The organism is Marinobacter shunpengi (assembly GCF_045449695.1).
In the GTDB taxonomy this organism is placed as follows: domain Bacteria; phylum Pseudomonadota; class Gammaproteobacteria; order Pseudomonadales; family Oleiphilaceae; genus Marinobacter.
This window is the reverse complement of record NZ_JBJJKZ010000015.1, coordinates 233846-250706: the sequence shown is the minus strand read 5'-3', so window position 1 is coordinate 250706 and position 16861 is coordinate 233846. Positions and strand designations below refer to the sequence as shown.

At 61.3% G+C, this 16861-nt stretch carries 15 protein-coding genes; 2 read left to right on the top strand and 13 right to left on the bottom strand.

Annotated elements, in window-relative coordinates; all coding sequences use genetic code 11:
* Positions 1-55: 55 nt before the first annotated feature.
* Positions 56-670 (bottom strand): MiaE family protein, encoded by a 615-nt coding sequence (locus ACJO2E_RS13420; RefSeq protein WP_406964471.1) that lies wholly within the window; start codon positions 668-670, stop codon positions 56-58.
* A gap of 193 nt (positions 671-863) precedes the next feature.
* On the opposite strand from ACJO2E_RS13420, the gene acnB reads away from it, so the two are divergent.
* Positions 864-3458, top strand: coding sequence for a bifunctional aconitate hydratase 2/2-methylisocitrate dehydratase (gene acnB / locus ACJO2E_RS13415; protein ID WP_406964470.1), 2595 nt, complete (start codon positions 864-866; stop codon positions 3456-3458).
* Positions 3459-3575: 117 nt separating this feature from the next.
* On the opposite strand, the gene putP is transcribed toward acnB, so the two are convergent.
* From putP to ACJO2E_RS13355, 12 genes are all read right to left on the bottom strand, one after another.
* Positions 3576-5066: a sodium/proline symporter PutP gene (gene putP, locus ACJO2E_RS13410; RefSeq protein WP_406964468.1), complete on the bottom strand. Its 1491-nt coding sequence runs from the start codon at positions 5064-5066 to the stop codon at positions 3576-3578.
* A 226-nt stretch (positions 5067-5292) separates the two neighbouring features.
* Positions 5293-8481: a bifunctional proline dehydrogenase/L-glutamate gamma-semialdehyde dehydrogenase PutA gene (gene putA, locus ACJO2E_RS13405; protein WP_406964467.1), complete on the bottom strand. Its 3189-nt coding sequence runs from the start codon at positions 8479-8481 to the stop codon at positions 5293-5295.
* 126 nt (positions 8482-8607) lie between these two features.
* Positions 8608-9381, bottom strand: coding sequence for a helix-turn-helix domain-containing protein (locus ACJO2E_RS13400; protein ID WP_406964465.1), 774 nt, complete (start codon positions 9379-9381; stop codon positions 8608-8610).
* Positions 9382-9409: 28 nt separating this feature from the next.
* Positions 9410-10033 (bottom strand): dTMP kinase, encoded by a 624-nt coding sequence (gene tmk, locus ACJO2E_RS13395; RefSeq protein ID WP_406964464.1) that lies wholly within the window; start codon positions 10031-10033, stop codon positions 9410-9412.
* Complete coding sequence (gene mltG, locus ACJO2E_RS13390) at positions 10030-11088, bottom strand: endolytic transglycosylase MltG (RefSeq protein ID WP_406964463.1); 1059 nt, start codon at positions 11086-11088, stop codon at positions 10030-10032. Before mltG ends, tmk begins: the two co-directional genes overlap by 4 nt.
* A gap of 9 nt (positions 11089-11097) precedes the next feature.
* A complete protein-coding gene (locus tag ACJO2E_RS13385; RefSeq protein ID WP_406964462.1) occupies positions 11098-11928 on the bottom strand; it encodes an aminotransferase class IV in 831 nt (276 codons plus the stop codon).
* A 73-nt stretch (positions 11929-12001) separates the two neighbouring features.
* Positions 12002-12235 carry an acyl carrier protein gene (gene acpP / locus ACJO2E_RS13380; RefSeq protein WP_091848505.1) on the bottom strand — a complete coding sequence of 78 codons (234 nt, stop codon included), beginning with the start codon at positions 12233-12235 and terminating at the stop codon, positions 12002-12004.
* A 142-nt stretch (positions 12236-12377) separates the two neighbouring features.
* A complete protein-coding gene (gene fabG, locus ACJO2E_RS13375) occupies positions 12378-13121 on the bottom strand; it encodes a 3-oxoacyl-ACP reductase FabG (protein WP_406964461.1) in 744 nt (247 codons plus the stop codon).
* Between the two features lie 62 nt (positions 13122-13183).
* Entirely contained in the window at positions 13184-14122 is a 939-nt protein-coding gene (fabD, locus tag ACJO2E_RS13370) for an ACP S-malonyltransferase (protein WP_406964459.1), read from the bottom strand.
* A gap of 122 nt (positions 14123-14244) precedes the next feature.
* A complete protein-coding gene (gene plsX / locus ACJO2E_RS13365) occupies positions 14245-15246 on the bottom strand; it encodes a phosphate acyltransferase PlsX (RefSeq protein WP_406964458.1) in 1002 nt (333 codons plus the stop codon).
* A gap of 68 nt (positions 15247-15314) precedes the next feature.
* Positions 15315-15494 (bottom strand): 50S ribosomal protein L32, encoded by a 180-nt coding sequence (gene rpmF, locus ACJO2E_RS13360; RefSeq protein ID WP_406964457.1) that lies wholly within the window; start codon positions 15492-15494, stop codon positions 15315-15317.
* A 50-nt stretch (positions 15495-15544) separates the two neighbouring features.
* Positions 15545-16057, bottom strand: a complete 513-nt coding sequence (locus tag ACJO2E_RS13355; protein ID WP_406964455.1) for a YceD family protein — start codon at positions 16055-16057, stop codon at positions 15545-15547.
* Between the two features lie 178 nt (positions 16058-16235).
* Between ACJO2E_RS13355 and ACJO2E_RS13350 the strand changes: the two genes are divergently transcribed.
* Positions 16236-16841 carry a Maf family protein gene (locus tag ACJO2E_RS13350; RefSeq protein ID WP_406964453.1) on the top strand — a complete coding sequence of 202 codons (606 nt, stop codon included), beginning with the start codon at positions 16236-16238 and terminating at the stop codon, positions 16839-16841.
* The last annotated feature ends 20 nt before the right edge of the window (positions 16842-16861 follow it).

Below are 16861 nucleotides of genomic sequence, written 5' to 3'. Positions count from 1 at the left end.
ACGGTCCCGGAAAATAACCTCACCCTGCGAGCTCGAGCCCTGTGCAGGACGCTTGCTAGAAAATCGGCCCACTATGAAACCGGAACTCACTGTCCGGCTCCTCAATCAATCGTTTCTCGATCGCCAGGAACTCCCCTACCCGCTCATCCACCGACCCGCCATTGGCCTGTTCCGCCAGTTTCAGGTAATCCCGGTAATGGCGGGCCTCCGACTTCAGCAGACCGTTGTAGAAATCCGCCAGGGTATCGTCCAGGTGCGGCGCCAGGGCCGCAAAGCGCTCGCAGGAGCGGGCCTCGATAATGGCACCGACGATCAGCACATCCACCAGGCGTCCGGGGTCCTCGGACCGCACCAGCTCCCGCAGACCGGCAGCATAGCGGGCCGGGGACAAATGGCCATAATGGATGCCCCGCTTCTTCATGATCGCCAGCACCTGCTCGAAATGCCGCAACTCCTCCCGCGCCAGACGGGACATCTTGTTGAGCAGATCGGTGTTATCCACATACCGATACATCAGGCTCAGCGCCGTAGACGCCGCCTTCTTCTCACAGTGGGCATGATCAATCAGCATCAGGTCCGGATTGGCCAGGGCGTTATCGATCCACTGGCGGGGCGTGGCGCATGGTAGAAAGCCATGGATCTCTTCAATGGCGGCGGTCAGATCAGTCATGGATACCGGTCATTCGAGGTGGGTTAAGCGGGCGGAGTATACACCGCGACAGGCAGTTACGACCAACGGCACCTTAACTTTGACGCCCGATTCCTATAGAATGCAGCGCCGATTCGTGGCCTTTTCCACACAACACAACGCCCGCCAGCTCACAAGGCCCGCGCGGGTTCCCCAACTGATGAGGGTCGATATCGTGTTAGAAGCATACCGTGAACACGTTGCAGAGCGCGAAGCTCTGGGCATTCCCCCCAAGCCGCTGAACGCGGAACAGACCGCTGAACTGGTGGAACTCCTGAAGAACCCGCCCAAGGGCGAGGAAGAGTTCCTGGTTTACCTGCTGGAAAACCGTATCCCGCCGGGCGTTGACGAAGCGGCCTACGTGAAGGCCGGTTTCCTGTCCGCCATTGCCAAGGGTGAAGCCACCAGCCCGCTGCTGAACAAGGAAAAGGCCGTGGAGCTGCTGGGCATGATGCAGGGCGGCTATAACATCGCCACCCTGGTCGAGCTGCTGGACAACGACGAGCTGGCCAAGCTGGCTGGCGAGAAGCTCAAGAAAACCCTGCTGATGTTCGATGCCTTCAACGATGTGAAGGACAAGATGGACGCCGGCAATGCCGTCGCCAAAGAGGTGATCGAATCCTGGGCCAACGCCGAGTGGTTCACCAGCAAGAAGAAGGTGCCCGAGAGCACCAAGATGGTCGTTTTCAAGGTGACCGGTGAGACCAACACCGATGACCTGTCCCCGGCCCCGGATGCCTGGTCCCGCCCGGACATCCCCCTGCACGCCCGCGCCGCCTACAAGATGGAGCGCGATGGCCTGAAGCCGGACGAGCCCGGTGTCACCGGTCCCATGCAGCAGATCGACGATATCAAGAGCAAGGGCCTGCCGGTTGCCTTCGTGGGGGACGTGGTCGGTACCGGTTCCTCCCGCAAGTCCGCCACCAACTCCGTGCTGTGGTTCTTCGGTGACGACATTCCCGGTGTGCCCAACAAGCGCGCCGGTGGTGTCTGTATTGGCAACAAGGTTGCCCCGATCTTCTTCAACACCATGGAAGACGCTGGTGCCCTGGTATTCGAGGCACCGGTTGACGACCTGAACATGGGCGACGTGATCGAGATCCGCCCCTATGACGGCAAGATCCTGAACGAAGCTGGCGAGACCATCTCCGAGTTCGGTTTCAAGTCCGACGTGATCCTGGACGAAGTTCAGGCCGGCGGCCGTATTCCGCTGATCATTGGCCGTGGCCTGACCACCAAGGCTCGCGCGGCCCTGGGCCTGGGCCCCACCGACATCTTCCGTCTGCCCAGTGATCCGGAAGAAGGCACCAAGGGCTTCACGCTTGGCCAGAAAATGGTCGGCAAGGCCTGTGGTCTGGAAGAAGGCCAAGGCGTTCGCCCGGGCACCTACTGCGAGCCCCACATGACTACCGTCGGCTCCCAGGATACTACCGGCCCGATGACACGGGACGAACTGAAAGACCTGGCGTGTCTGGGCTTCCAGGCCGACCTGGTGATGCAGTCCTTCTGTCACACCGCCGCCTATCCGAAGCCGATTGACGTGGAAATGCAGCACACCCTGCCAGACTTTATCCGCAACCGTGGCGGTGTTTCCCTGCGTCCGGGTGACGGTATCATCCACTCCTGGCTGAACCGCATGCTGCTGCCGGACACCGTGGGTACCGGTGGTGACTCTCACACCCGCTTCCCCATGGGCATTTCCTTCCCGGCCGGTTCCGGTCTGGTAGCCTTCGCCGCCGCCACCGGCGTTATGCCCCTGGACATGCCGGAATCCGTTCTGGTTCGCTTCAAGGGCGAGATGCAGCCGGGTATCACCCTGCGTGACCTGGTACACGCCATTCCGCTGTATGGCATCAAGGAAGGCCTGCTGACCGTTGAGAAGAAGGGCAAGATCAACGAATTCTCCGGTCGCATCCTGGAAATCGAAGGCCTGGAACACCTGACCGTTGAGCAGGCGTTCGAACTGTCTGACGCTTCCGCCGAGCGCTCTGCCGCAGGTTGTACCATCAACCTGTCCGAGGAGTCCGTGGCCGAGTACCTGCGCTCCAACATCACCATGCTGCGCTGGATGATTGCCGAAGGCTATGGCGATCCGCGCACCCTGGAGCGTCGCGCCAAGCAGATGGAAGAGTGGCTGGACAACCCGAGCCTGATGCGTGCCGACAAGGACGCGGAGTACGCCCATGTGGTCGAGATCGACCTGGCCGACATCAAGGAGCCTATCGTCTGCTGCCCGAACGACCCGGACGATGCCAAGGTGCTGTCCGAAGTGGCTGGCGACAAGGTGGACGAGGTGTTCATCGGTTCCTGCATGACCAACATCGGTCACTTCCGCGCCGCCGGCAAGCTGCTGGAGCAGAACAAGGAGCCGCTGAAGACCCGCCTGTGGATGTCTCCGCCCACCAAGATGGACCAGCAGCAGCTGATGGACGAAGGCTACTTCAACACCTACGGCACCGCCGGTGTACGCACCGAGATGCCGGGTTGCTCCCTGTGCATGGGTAACCAGGCACGGGTGGAAGCCAAGTCCACCGTCCTGTCCACCTCCACCCGTAACTTCCCCAACCGCCTGGGCGATGGTGCCAACGTGTACCTGACCTCCGCGGAACTGGCAGCGGTTGGCGCAGTACTGGGCAAGCTGCCGTCACCGGCCGAGTACATGGAGTATGCCAAGGATCTGAACAGCATGTCGTCGGAGATCTACCGCTACATGAATTTCGATCAGATGGAAGAGTACTCCGAGAAGGCGAAGTCCGCAGACGTGGCCTGAGCCTGATCCCCGCCTCGCGGGGTCAAGAAAAAACGCCAGCCTCCGGGCTGGCGTTTTTTGTGCGCCGCACAAAAAAGGGGCCCCGCAGGGCCCCAAGGACTGACGTGACTCGATTCGTTATCGGTTGATGGCCTGGAATTCGCCCTTGTCACCTGTCGCCAGGCTGACCACCACGATGGCAATCCAGGAGGCGATGAAGCCGGGGATGATCTCGTAGACGCCCGGACCACCCATGAAGCTGGCGTTCCAGCCCAGGGAAATCCAGATGATCACCGTGGCCGCACCGACCACCAGACCGGCGACTGCGCCGGCACCGTTCATCCGGTTCCACATCAGCGACAGAATGATTAGCGGACCGAAGGCGGAACCGAAGCCTGCCCAGGCGTTACTGACCAGCCCCAGCACCTGCGAGTCCGGATCGGAAGCAATGAAGGCAGCCACGATACCCACCAGTACCACGCAGACCCGGCCAACGTTGACGCATTCGCGGTCGGTTGCGTCCTTGCGCAGGAACAGGCGATAAAAGTCCTCTGTCAGGGAGGACGAAGACACCAGCAGCTGACTGGAAATGGTACTCATCACCGCTGCCAGCAGCGCAGCGTAGAGGAAACCGGTGATCAGCGGATGGAACAGCAGCTCGGACAGGATGATGAAGATCGTCTCCGGATCCGCCACATCCAGGCCATTACGGACGGCATAGGCGCGACCGAAGATACCCAGGGAAATGGCACCGATCAGGGAAATGCCCATCCAGGTCATGCCGATGTTCCGGGCCACTGGAACCTCTTCCACACTGCGTACCGCCATGAAGCGGACAATGATGTGTGGCTGGCCGAAATAGCCCAGCCCCCAGGTAACCGCGGACAGGAAGCCGATGATCGTCAGCCCCTCGGTCCACGACAACAGGGACGGGTCCACCTCATTCAGGGTTTGGGATGCCTGGGCGAAACCACCGCCGCCCTCGCCGAAGAGCACCACCGCCGGCATGATGATCAGCGCCAGCATCATGATGCAGCCCTGGACAAAGTCCGTCATGCTCACCGCCAGGAAGCCACCCACCACGGTGTAGACCAGAACCACACCGAGTGTGATCAGGATACCCACCGCATAGTCGCTCATCCCGGGCACGTTAAGGATTTCGGCAAACGCACTTTCAAACAGCTTGCCGCCAGCAACCAGGCCGGAAGCGGTATACACCGCGAAGAAGAGCACGATGACGATCGCCGATATGGTACGCAGTGGCAGCGCCATAGTCGGAAAACGGTTGGAAAGGAAGGCGGGAATGGTCAGGCTGTTGCCATAGTGAACGGTCTGTTCGCGCAGCCTGGGAGCAACCACCACCCAGTTGACGAACGCTCCCACGAAGAGGCCGATACCAATCCAGGCGCTGGCCAGACCGGACACATACAGCGCCCCCGGCAGCCCCAGCAGCAACCACCCACTCATATCGGAAGCGCCCGCGGACAGGGCCGCGACCTTGGGACTGAGAGCCCGCCCGCCCAGCATGTAGTCTTCCGAGGAAGACGTGGACGTACGCATCGCATACAAGCCGATGGCAATCATCAGCCCGAAATAGAGAAATAGACTTATCCAAACGCCAATGGCCATGAAAATCCTCCAGTTTATTGGGCCGGAACCGTGTCCGACCGTTTGGCGCCCACCTGTCCGTCCTGCGGACCGGCAGTCACACCCTTTATTTTTTTATCTCGTCGGGTATCCCCGTTGCGGTTTTATTGCTTTCCCGTATATCAATGATAGCGTGCTATTTTTATCCCGCCTGCTATCGCATTGTTTTTCCCTCCCTGTTTATCCGTTGATTGGCCAACCGGGCCTTTCAGTGTTCAACCCTCTCCACCCCCAGGGACAACAACGACGCGTTGCCGCCCACGGCGGTGGTGTTGATGGTCCTGACCCGCTCCGTGGCAAAGCGCAGGACATAATGCGGTCCACCGGCCTTGGGTCCGGTTCCGGACAACCCGCGCCCGCCAAACGGCTGCACACCCACCACCGCACCAATCTGGTTGCGGTTAATATAGGTGTTACCCACCTTCACCCGACGCTCGATATAGGCGGCGGTTGCCTCGCTGCGACTGTGGATGCCGAGTGTCAGGCCGTAACCGGAAGCGTTGATGCCGTCGATCACCTCATCGAGCTGTTCGGCCTCATAGCGGACCACGTGAAGGATCGGGCCAAAATGCTCCCGGTCCAGCTCATGGATGCCCCGGATCCCGACCACGGTAGGCGCGACAAAACTGCCGTTGGCGCATTGATCCGGCAGGGGCGTCTGCGCAATGTGACGTGCGCCGGACGTCCGCAGTGCCTCCAGGTGCGACTCCAGAGCGGAACGGGCCTCCCCGTCGATCACCGGACCAATATCTGTGCGATACAACGCCGGATCTCCCACTGACAGTTCCTGCATGGCCCCCGCCAGCAGTTCTTCCATCCGGTCCGCCACATCCCGTTGCAGGTAGAGCACCCGCAACGCCGAACAGCGCTGGCCGGCGCTGGCGAAAGCAGACTGGATCACATCCGCCACCACCTGCTCCGGCAGGGCGCTGGAGTCCACGATCATGGCGTTCTGGCCGCCTGTTTCGGCAATCAGCGGCACAATCGCCCCCGGGCGTTCCGCCAGTTGCCGGTTCAGGAGATGGGCCACGTCCGTGGAGCCGGTGAAGGCCACGCCGGCAATGCGTTCGTCGGGTACCAGTACCCGTCCCAGTCCGGCGCCGTCACCAGGGAGGAACTGAACCACGCCTTCCGGGAAACCAGCCTCCAACATCAATTCGAACGCCCTGGCAGCGATCAGGCTGGTCTGCTCCGCCGGTTTGGAGATCACCGCATTGCCGGCCACCAGGGCAGCCATCATCTGACCAGTGTAGATGGCCAGCGGAAAATTCCAGGGGCTGATACACAGGAAAACGCCCCGCCCCTCCAGGTACAGCTCATTGCTTTCGCCGGTGGGCCCAGGCAGTGCGATCGGCCGCTCGAAACGGTAACGCCCCTGAACCGCGTAATAGCGGCAGAAATCCACTGCTTCCCGCACTTCGTCAATTCCATCCTGCAGGGTCTTGCCGGCCTCCCGGCAGCAGAGTGCGATCAACTCTTCCATGTGCCTTTCCAGCAGGTCGGCAAAGCGCTCCAGGCACGCAGCCCGCTCCCCCACCGGGCGCTCGTTCCAGGCCGGGAAACCGCCACAGGCAGCCTCCAGCGCCTCGCGGGCATGGGTATCGCTGGCCCAGACCACCTCACCAACCATCTTGCCGTGGTCATGGGGGGCATGGACCGGGTTTTTCTCGCCGTCGTCCCGACGGCGACCGGCAATTACGGGGCCGGCCTGCCATTCATGGTCCGACCAGCGCGCCAGCGTGGCCAGCAAGGGCTCACGGTCCATTGCCACCTGGATGTTCAAACCGCGGGAATTGCGGCGCTCCATACCATAGAGCTTTTCAGGCAGGTCGATGCGGTCATTGGACAGGCTTTGGTATCGCTCCAGTTCATCCACCGGATTGGTCACCAGGTCTTCAATAGGGGTACGGGCATCCACCAGGCGATGGACAAAGGAGGAGTTGGCACCATTCTCCAGTAGCCGCCGCACCAGGTAAGGGAGCAGGTCCTTGTGGGGCCCCACCGGCGCATAAATCCGTACCGGAATCTTCTCATTCGACAGGAGGGTGCCGTAGAGCGCATCGCCCATACCGTGGAGGCGCTGGAATTCGAAACGTCGGCCCTTCCTCCGGGCCATCGCGAGCGCCGAGGCCACGGTATGGGCATTGTGGGACGCCAGTTGTGGATACAGGCGGCCGTCGGTGTAGTCACTGAGCAGGAACCTCAGGCAGGCCAGGTAGGAGGTATCCGTGGCCTCCTTGCGGGTAAACACCGGATAACCTGCGGCACCCATCTGCTGGCTGAGCTTGATCTCGGTATCCCAGTAGGCCCCTTTCACCAGGCGGATGGGAATTTCATCCCCCAGGTCCCTGGCCAGCCGGTTGAGCCAGCACAGCACTGGCAGGGCCCGCTTGGAATACGCCTGCACCACCATACCGAAGCCGCCCCAGCCCCGGACAACCGGATCACTGAATACCTTCTCGAAGAGCTTGAGGGACAGTTCCAGCCGGTCCATTTCCTCCGCGTCGATGGTAATGGCGACATCCCGCTCCCTGGCCAGCGACAGCAGGTCCACCAGCGTGTCGTGGAGTTCCGTCATGACCCGCGCTTCCTGGGATTCCTCATACCGGGGATGGAGGGCAGACAACTTGATGGAAATGGACGGGCGGGGAACCCCATTGGTGGTATAGGTGTCGCTGCCAACGCTTTCGATGGCATTCCGATAGGACGCCAGGTAGCCGGCCGCGTCCTCCCGGGTCATGGCCGCTTCGCCCAGCATGTCGAAGGAATAGGTGTAGCCTTTGTCCCGGCACTCCCGGGCGTTCTTCATGGCCTCGTCAATATCACGCCCCAGGACGAACTGCCTGCCCATGATGGCCATGGCCCGGTACATGGCACTACGGATAACCGGCTCGCCGCTGCGTTTTACCAGCCGCTTCCAGATATTCGAGGGTGAGCCGTCAATGCGCCTGTCCATCTTCACCACGCGACCGGTGAGCAACAACCCCCAGGTGGACGCATTCACCAGGGTGGATTCACTGCGACCAACATGCTTCTGCCAGTCGGCGGTGGAGATCTTGTCATGGATCAGGGTGTCGGCGGTGTGCTTATCCGGGATACGCATGAGGGCCTCGGCCAGGCACATGAGCAATATGCCTTCCTCGGTATCCAGGCTGTACTCCTGCAGCAGGGCGTCCACCATATGGACTGTGTCATCCTGCTCCCGCACGTCCCGGATCAGGTCGGTCGCCAGGTGAGTGACAGCCTTTTTCTCCGCGGCATCACTGCGCGCCAGCTTCATCAGCTCACGCAGGTACCCGGACTCATCCACTGCGTAGTTGTCCACAATGGATTGCCAGAACCAGCCACGGGGCTGTTCCTGGAAAGCGGGACCCAGAACATTGGAAGCAGGGAACATATCAGCCCATTCCGAATACAGGTGAAATTAACACGCCTGTAATCTAGCTCGTGTAAGGACCGACCACTTTCAAATTCCTGCGGACTGTTTATAAATTATTACGATCTTTAGGGATTTGAGCGGACGTCAGAGCCGTTCACGAAATTGTGTTGGGGTAAGCCCGCGATGTTTTCGCAAGGCTGTGGTAAAGGCCGACTGACTGGAAAAACCGGTGCGGGCACTGATATCGGCTACCGACAGCGAGGTGGTTCTCAGCATCTGGCAGGCCTGGTCCAGGCGGGTATTGAGCAGGAAACGGTAGGGGCTGGTGGCCATGGCCTCCCGGAACAGTTCATGGAACCGGCTGGGGCTGAGGCAGGCCTGTGCCGCTAGTTCTTCGACGGTGATACGCTGCCCCAGGTTTTCCAGGACATAGCGGCGCAGGGTTTCCGGATCGAGACCGGCGCGCCTCAGCGGTACCCTGTTGCGCTCCTCGCCCAGCCGGTCCGACAGCGCCAGCAGGATCGCCGTTGCCAGGTGGTCGCGGATACCATGCTCTACGGCTGAGCGACGGATCTCCCCCGCCGAGAGTTGCACCAGTTGTTGCAGGTGGACATCCAGCCCCACCACCACCGGCCTCTGGAACAGCCGACTGATCACCAGGAAGTCCTGGTAGTGGGGTTCCTCGGGTTGCGGATGCCAGGCGTCCACATTAATAACCAGCACCTGGTTTTCACGTCCGCCGGAAAATTCGTGGCGCACCCCCGCCGGCACCAGGCAGGCCCGCCAGGTGTCCAGCCGCCCTTCGCGACCGTCCACGCTCACCTCGGCGCCGCCGTACACGCCGATCACGGCCTGATGATGATCGTGGCGGTGCTGGTGAGTGAACTCGGGCAGGGTCTGGAGTCGGGCGGACAGCATCGTCACTCCCTATTGTTGGCCGCGCGGATCAGTCAACCAGGCGGGATATCAGGGTCGATACCTGTCGACTGACCTCTTCCAGGGGCTGTGCGGCATTCACCACATGATACCGCAGGGGCTGTTGTTCCGCCCGATCCAGGTAACAATCCCGGATCCGCTGGAAAAAGGCCGCTTTCTCCTGTTCAAAACGATCAGGCGCACTACGGCTGCGGGCGCGGGCCATTCCCACTTCCACCGGCGCATCCAGCAACACGACATGATCCGGCCTCAGTTCCCCCTGGACCAGTTGTTCCAGGATGGCAATCTGTTCACGGGGCACGCCTCGGCCACCACCCTGGTAGGCGTAGGTGGCGTCGGTAAACCGATCACACAGCACCCAGGTTCCCCGCTCAAGGGCGGGCATGATCAGACTGTGGAGATGCTGGGCCCGGGCGGCAAACATCAGCAGCAGTTCGGTCAGGTCGTTGACCGCTTCGTCCCGGGGCGTCAGCAGCAGTTCCCGGATGGCCTCGGCCATGGGAGTACCGCCGGGCTCACGGGTGACCAGCACCGGCTTCCCGGCGGCTTCCAGGGCTTCCCTGGCCGTGGCGAGCTGGGTCGACTTGCCGACGCCCTCGGTGCCCTCAAACGTGATGAACTGCCCGCGGCTCATTCAGTGCCCTCGTCCCCATTGTCCGGGGCCGGCCAGGAACGGTAGTCCTCGCGACGGTTGAGCTGGTATTCCCGAACCGCCCGGCGGTGATCCTCCAGGGTACGGGAGAACTTGTGACTGCCATCCCCCCGGGCCACGAAATAGTAGGTATCCCCCTCGGCGGGGTGGACGGCGGCATGGATCGCCGCCCGGCCTGGCAAGGCGATGGGGGTCGGTGGCAGGCCGGAGATACGGTAGGTGTTATAGGGGGTGTGGGTACGCAGGTCCCGACGGGTGATACGTCCTTCGTAGGCATCGCCCATACCATAGATAACGGTGGGATCAGTCTGCAGGCGCATGCCCCTCTCCAGGCGCCGGACAAAGACACCGGCAATGTCTCGCCGCTCCCCTGGCACACCGGTTTCCCGCTCGATGATGGAGGCCATGATCAGCGCCTCATAGGGTGTTTCGTAGGGCAGGTCATCCGCCCGACCGGCCCACTCCTCGGCCAGTACGTTGTTCATTTTTTCATAGGCACGGCGGAGAATCTCCAGATCACTGTCACCGCGACTGTAGGCATAGGTATCAGGGAACAGCCGGCCTTCCGGGTGCGCACCCTCGTCCCCCAGTTCCGCCATGATCCTGTCCGCTGACCAGTCGGCGGTGAGCTGCTCCAGGTGCTCCGCCCGGGCCAGGGCCGCCCTCGCGTCCCGGAAGCGCTTGCCCTCGATAAACTGGACCGTGCGCACCTTGGTATCTCCGCGAACCATCAGGGCGATCATGTTCCTGGGGGTCATACCGGGGTGGAACTCGTACTCACCAGCCCGGATGGCGGTCATTTCCGGCTCGACCCGTGCCAGCAGCTTCAGCCAGATGGCCTTGTCCACCAGTCCCTTCTGCTCCAGGTCGTGGGCCACCGCATTGTAGGACGTGCCCCGGGGCACCAGGTACAGCATGGATTCCTGCAGGTTGGCTTCCACCTCAAGGGTTTTGAGACCCTGCCAGCTCCACAGGGCAGCACCGGCCACGGTCACTAGTACCGACGCAACAACCGCAATAACAAACGACTTGATCAACGTAACTCCTCAACGTTTTCTGGCAAGGCTGACGATTGTCGCAAGGTGGTCCGGGAGAGGCAACTGCCGGCCCGCCAGAGTGTGCACCGGCACCGCGCCGATCACACTGTTCAGCAGCAGCAGACCGCCGAAATCGTCCTGGTGACACTGCTCCGGTTGCAGGAACCCTTCCCGTACGCCCTGCCCGCTTACCGCCAGCCCCTGTGCAACATGCGCCAGCATGACGCTGTTGACCGCCACCTGGTCACGGGGCGGTGTGCACCATTCGCCCCGCCAGCGATAAAGCAGCGACGTCCGCGTACCTTCCCGCAGGTCACCCCGGTCTCCCCTCATCAGCGCCTCGTAACAGCCTTCCGGCATGGCGCGACTGGCCAGGACCTGCTCCAGGCGGTTGAGGGTCTTGAGTCCGGCCAGCAACGGGTTAACGGTCAGTGGCACGTCGGATATGGATGCCGCCACACCCTCGCCGGGAGGCTCTGGCGGCGCGACATGGAGGGAAATCAGAAGCCGGGGCTCAGCGGCCTCCGGCGGGCGATAACCACGACCACCACTGCCCCGGGTCAGCAACAACTTGAGAACCTGGCGGTCCGTTTTCCTGGTCCGCTCAATCAGTGTCTGCCCTTGTTGCAGCGCCAGATCCAGGTCTGCCTGGACCAGGGGAATGCCCAGACGACAGGCGCCGCCCAGCATCCGCTGGCAGTGCGCCTGCACCAGCTCCGGGCGACCATGACGGACCAGGATGGTTTCAAACAGGCCATCTCCGTAGGCCAGCCCTCGGTCATCACCAGGTACGGTGGCCGGCCCGTGTTCACCGCTCCCGGAAACGAGAATATTGACCATAGGTGCCCCCGGAGACACAAAAAAGCCGCCCTGTCTGCGACAACAGGACGGCTTTTGCCTGGCTTACAGACGATCAGCTGTGTGCGTTGATGTAGTCAATCGCATCCTGAACGCTGGTCAGCTTTTCAGCTTCCTCATCGGGAATCTCGGTCTCGAATTCCTCTTCGAGAGCCATGACCAGCTCCACAGTGTCCAGTGAGTCAGCGCCCAGGTCCTCTACAAAAGAAGAACTGTTCTGAACTTCGGACTCCTTGACGCCCAGCTGTTCACAAACAATCTTCTTAACGCGCTCTTCAACTGTACTCATAATTTCCTCACTTTTTGTCAACCAGGCAATGAAAGATTGCCAGTTTATGGTAAACCCCACCTGCAGACAAGCAGGGACGAAGATAAAACCTATTCAGATAAAGGGCTTGGCCAGAACCAAAGCGGCTTTCCCGGCCGGGACCCTACCCCATGTACATGCCGCCGTTGACATTAATGGTGTCGCCGGTCACGTAGCCGGCCGCATCGGATGCCAGGAACGCCACCACGGCGGCCACTTCCTCCGGCTGCCCCAGGCGACCGGCCGGAATATTCTCCAGCATGGCACTGCGCTGCCCTTCGTCCAGGGCCTTGGTCATATCGGTATCGATAAACCCGGGTGCCACACAGTTGGCGGTAATGCCCCGGTTGGACATTTCCTTGGCCAGGCTGCGGGTGAAACCTTCAACACCAGCCTTGGCAGCGCAATAGTTACCCTGGCCGGGGTTACCCATACCGGCAACCACCGAACTGATATTGATGATCCGCCCCCAGCGGGCTTTTGCCATTCCCCGCAGCACCGCCTTGCTCAGGCGATAGACGCTGGACAGGTTGGTTTCGATCACCGCCGACCAGTCGTCATCCTTCAGACGCAGCAAAAGGTTATCACGGGTGATACCAGCGTTATTGACCAGTATCACAGGGGCGCCAACCTCTGCCGTCATTTTCTTCAGACCGGCGTCGATGCTCTCGGGGTCAGACACATCCATCACCATGCCAAAGCCTTCAATGCCGGCTTCCTTCAGGTTGGCGGAAATCGTGTCCGCACCACCCTGGGATGTCGCGGTGCCCACCACCGTGGCACCCTGTTTACCGAGGCTGTCAGCAATGGCCCGGCCAATGCCCCGCGTGGCACCGGTAACCAGTGCAATCTTGCCATCAAGAGACATGAGGAATGCTCCCTTCCATCAATGTAGAAAACGCCGCCAGGGAGACGGCGCCTGTGTATGGTTTAATCGTTGCGGAATGCCTCAAGGGCACCGTCCAGGCCTTCCGGCGTTTCAATGCTGAACACCTTCAGGCTGCGATCAATGCGCTTGCCCAGACCCGCCAGGACCTTGCCGGCACCGCATTCGGCCATCACACCGACACCCTCTTCCACCAGCAGCTTCATGGAATCGGTCCACCGCACCGGTGAATAGAGCTGCTGGACCAGGTTGGCCTTGAGCTGATCGGCGTCCTGGACATGCTCCGCGGAAACATTCTGTATCACCGGGGTCAACGCATTACCGAAACTGACATTGTTCAGGGCCTTGGCCAGCTCGTCAGCGGCCCCCTTCATCAGGGCACAATGGGACGGCACACTGACGGGCAACGGCATGGCCTTGCGGGCCCCCTTGTCCTTGCAGATTTCAATGGCCCGCTCAACCGCCGCGCTGTTGCCGGCGATGACGACCTGGCCCGGCGCGTTGAAGTTAACGGCCGAAACCACCTCTTTGCCGGCGGCTTCCTCACAGGCGGAGATGACCTGATCATCCTCCAGGCCGAGGATGGCGGCCATGCTGCCTTCGCCCGCCGGCACCGCACTCTGCATGAGCTCACCCCGCAGTTGCACCAGACGGACGGCGTCCGCAAAGTCCAGGCTCTCGGCCGCCACCAGGGCGCTGTATTCACCAAGACTGTGCCCGGCCAGGTACTGCGGTTCTGTGCCCCCGGCAATAAACCACTGCCGCCAGAGGGCAATACTGGCGGTCAGTAGCGCCGGCTGTGTCACCATAGTCTGGTTGAGTTCCTCTGCCGGTCCGTTCTGGCAGAGTTCCCACAGATCATAGCCCAGCACATTGGACGCTTCGGAGAATGTCTGCTCGACCACAGGCCAGGCTTCGGAAGCGGCCTTGAGCATACCAACTGACTGAGACCCTTGTCCCGGAAATATAAAGGCTGTTTTCATGACGAAAATTTTACCGTGGTTGGTGGTTCAGTAGGATTAGCCAATAGTACAAGCAAACCGCTGTGAGGACCACGAAGAGCTCCCCGTACAGGACAGCCCGTCCTGTTTCGGTGACCGCCAGATCACAGGACAAGATCGTCCAGACGTTCGTTGATGCGCCGGGGAACTTCCAGCTCCACCTCCCGGACGGCCTGACGGATAGCCGCCTTCATCGCCCGCTCATTGGCATTGCCGTGGCTCTTGATCACCACACCCTGCAAACCGAGCATGCTGGCACCATTATGCCGCGTCGGATCCATATCGCGAAGCAGGCGCCCCATGATCGGTCGCGCCATAAACCCCACCACCCGACCATAGAGGTTGCGGGTGAACGCCTGCTCAAGCAACTCGATGAGCAGGCCGGCAACCCCCTCACCGGTCTTCAGGGCGACATTGCCGACAAAACCGTCACAGACAACCACATCCGCGACATCCCGAAACAGGTCACTACCTTCAACGTAGCCGATATAGTTCAGGGTTTCACACTGCGCCAGCATATGGGAGGCAAGCCGGACCTGTTCGTTGCCCTTGATCTCCTCTTCCCCCACATTCAGCAGGGCAACCCTGGGCTCGGGAATGGCGCTGACCGCCGACGCCATCAGCGACCCCATCAGGGCAAACTGGTAGAGGTTTTCAGCCGAGACATCGACATTGGCACCCAGGTCCAGCACCTGGCACTGCCCCCGCAGAGAGGGAATCAGCTTGGTGATGGCGGGTCGTTCAATACCGGGATACATCTTTAGGATGGAGCGGCCAAAGGCCATCAGTGCACCGGTGTTACCGGCGCTGACACATCCTTCTGCCTCGCCGTCACGGACCAGCCTGAGAGCCACCGCCATGGAGGCGTTCTGCTTGTGTCGCAGGGCATGGGACGGGCGTTCATTCATACGCACCACGTCCGTGGCGGGCTCGATACGGATTCTTGGGTGCCCTGGATGCAACAAGGCCTTGAGCTGCCCCTGGTTACCCACCAGGATCAGCGTCAAGGCCTCATTGTCGTCGACCGCTTCCAGGGCTGCCGCCACAGCAACTTCCGGACCACGATCACCGCTCATGGCATCAATGGCAAGGGTTACCGAGGTCACCGTACTATCTCACCTGTGCCTGCGTATGGGTCCGGCCCCGGAAGCATAACGGGGTCGGCGCGACGGAATTACTCGTCGTACGCTTCCACGACCTGCTTGCCGCGGTAGAAGCCGTCCGGAGACACGTGGTGACGACGATGAACCTCACCGGTGGTTGCGTCGGTCGACAGGGTCGGTTTGCTCAGGGCATCGTGGGAACGACGCATGCCGCGCTTGGAGCGGGTTTTACGATTTTTTTGGACAGCCATGACTGTACTCCTGACCTGTTTACTATGTGCCCGTAAGCACGTGAATATTGCTAATGCTTGGTTGTCTTCAACCCTTTCAGCACACTGAAAGGGTTGTCACGCTGTTCACCGGAGTCCGAGGTGGCCTCGTCACCTTCGGAACCGGGCTCCAGGGCCTCCAGTTCCGAGGTTGCCGGACAGTCTCCCCGTTCGTGCAGGGGAAAGGCCGGCAGCGCCAGCAACAGCTCGTCCTCCACCATTGTCCAGAGATCGGCCGCATCACCATCGGTGACAAAGGGCTCCAGCTCCGTCGGCAACTGCCGGGCCTGTTCATCGCTGGTCACCAGGCCCAGCTCGAAGGATGAGCGCAACGGGGCGCTTATCCCCGTCATGCAACGCTGGCACTCCAGCTCAACATCCGCTTCCAGTTCCCCCCGGACAACTCGCCGGCGCTCACTGTCAGCGCTGAATACCAGCCGAACCCGGCAATGACCGCCCTCGGGAATGGCCAGAACCGCACCCCGGAAACGGGTCAGCTCCACCAGGGGGATAGTTCCCTCCAGCTCGGCACCTGTTTCCGCCATGCGGTGTGGGTCAACAGACCTTGGCAATTCGGCGTTTGACATAGGCGCGCAATTTTAGGGGCGAGATGCCGCCCTGTCAAAGACTTCCTCCCCTGACCGCGGCAACTTCGTATATATATGGACGACGTCGGTCACAACCCGCTATGGTTGCCTACCTCGACTATAGAGGAGTCCGACTATGCCGACCACTCCGCCACTGGTGCTGGCCTCATCCTCACCCTGGCGCCGGGATCTGCTGGCAAGGCTGGGGTTACCGTTTGAGTGCGCCTCCCCGGATATCGACGAAACACCCGCGCCGGGGGAGTCCGCTCCGACCCTGGTTGAACGCCTGGCCCGCGGCAAGGCGGAAGCCCTCCGTGACCGGTACCCGGGGCATCTGATCATCGGTTCCGACCAGGTGGCCACCCTGGACGGCGCCATCCTCGGCAAACCCGGCAGCCATGAAAAGGCCTGCCAGCAACTGGCCCTGTGCAGCGGCCGGACCGTCACCTTCCATACCGGTCTGGCGCTTCACGATTCAGCCACCGGCATCACCGATACCCTGGAGGAAACCTTCCGGGTCCATTTCCGGTCGCTGCCCGGGGACACCATCGAACGCTACCTGCGGATCGAGCAGCCCTATCAGTGTGCCGGCAGCTTCCGCATGGAGGGCCTGGGTATTGTCCTGTTCAGCCGCCTGGAAGGCCGGGATCCCAACACCCTGATCGGACTGCCGCTGATTGCCCTGACGGACATGTTGCAACGGCGGGGCGTGGATATCCTGGGGAGCGCAAGCCCTGCATAGAACCCTCACTGGCGAGCAAA

What these genes read in the sequence shown, in the direction of transcription:
- ACJO2E_RS13420 (WP_406964471.1), bottom strand. Translation starts at nt 670, where the DNA reads ATGACTGATCTGACCGCCGCCATTGAAGAGATCCATGGCTTTCTACCA.
- putP (WP_406964468.1), bottom strand. Translation starts at nt 5,066, where the DNA reads ATGGCCATTGGCGTTTGGATAAGTCTATTTCTCTATTTCGGGCTGATG.
- rpmF (WP_406964457.1), bottom strand. Translation starts at nt 15,494, where the DNA reads ATGGCTGTCCAAAAAAATCGTAAAACCCGCTCCAAGCGCGGCATGCGT.
- ACJO2E_RS13385 (WP_406964462.1), bottom strand. Translation starts at nt 11,928, where the DNA reads ATGGTCAATATTCTCGTTTCCGGGAGCGGTGAACACGGGCCGGCCACC.
- acpP (WP_091848505.1), bottom strand. Translation starts at nt 12,235, where the DNA reads ATGAGTACAGTTGAAGAGCGCGTTAAGAAGATTGTTTGTGAACAGCTG.
- ACJO2E_RS13400 (WP_406964465.1), bottom strand. Translation starts at nt 9,381, where the DNA reads ATGCTGTCCGCCCGACTCCAGACCCTGCCCGAGTTCACTCACCAGCAC.
- ACJO2E_RS13350 (WP_406964453.1), top strand. Translation starts at nt 16,236, where the DNA reads ATGCCGACCACTCCGCCACTGGTGCTGGCCTCATCCTCACCCTGGCGC.
- ACJO2E_RS13355 (WP_406964455.1), bottom strand. Translation starts at nt 16,057, where the DNA reads ATGGCGGAAACAGGTGCCGAGCTGGAGGGAACTATCCCCCTGGTGGAG.
- putA (WP_406964467.1), bottom strand. Translation starts at nt 8,481, where the DNA reads ATGTTCCCTGCTTCCAATGTTCTGGGTCCCGCTTTCCAGGAACAGCCC.
- fabD (WP_406964459.1), bottom strand. Translation starts at nt 14,122, where the DNA reads ATGAAAACAGCCTTTATATTTCCGGGACAAGGGTCTCAGTCAGTTGGT.
- fabG (WP_406964461.1), bottom strand. Translation starts at nt 13,121, where the DNA reads ATGTCTCTTGATGGCAAGATTGCACTGGTTACCGGTGCCACGCGGGGC.
- tmk (WP_406964464.1), bottom strand. Translation starts at nt 10,033, where the DNA reads ATGAGCCGCGGGCAGTTCATCACGTTTGAGGGCACCGAGGGCGTCGGC.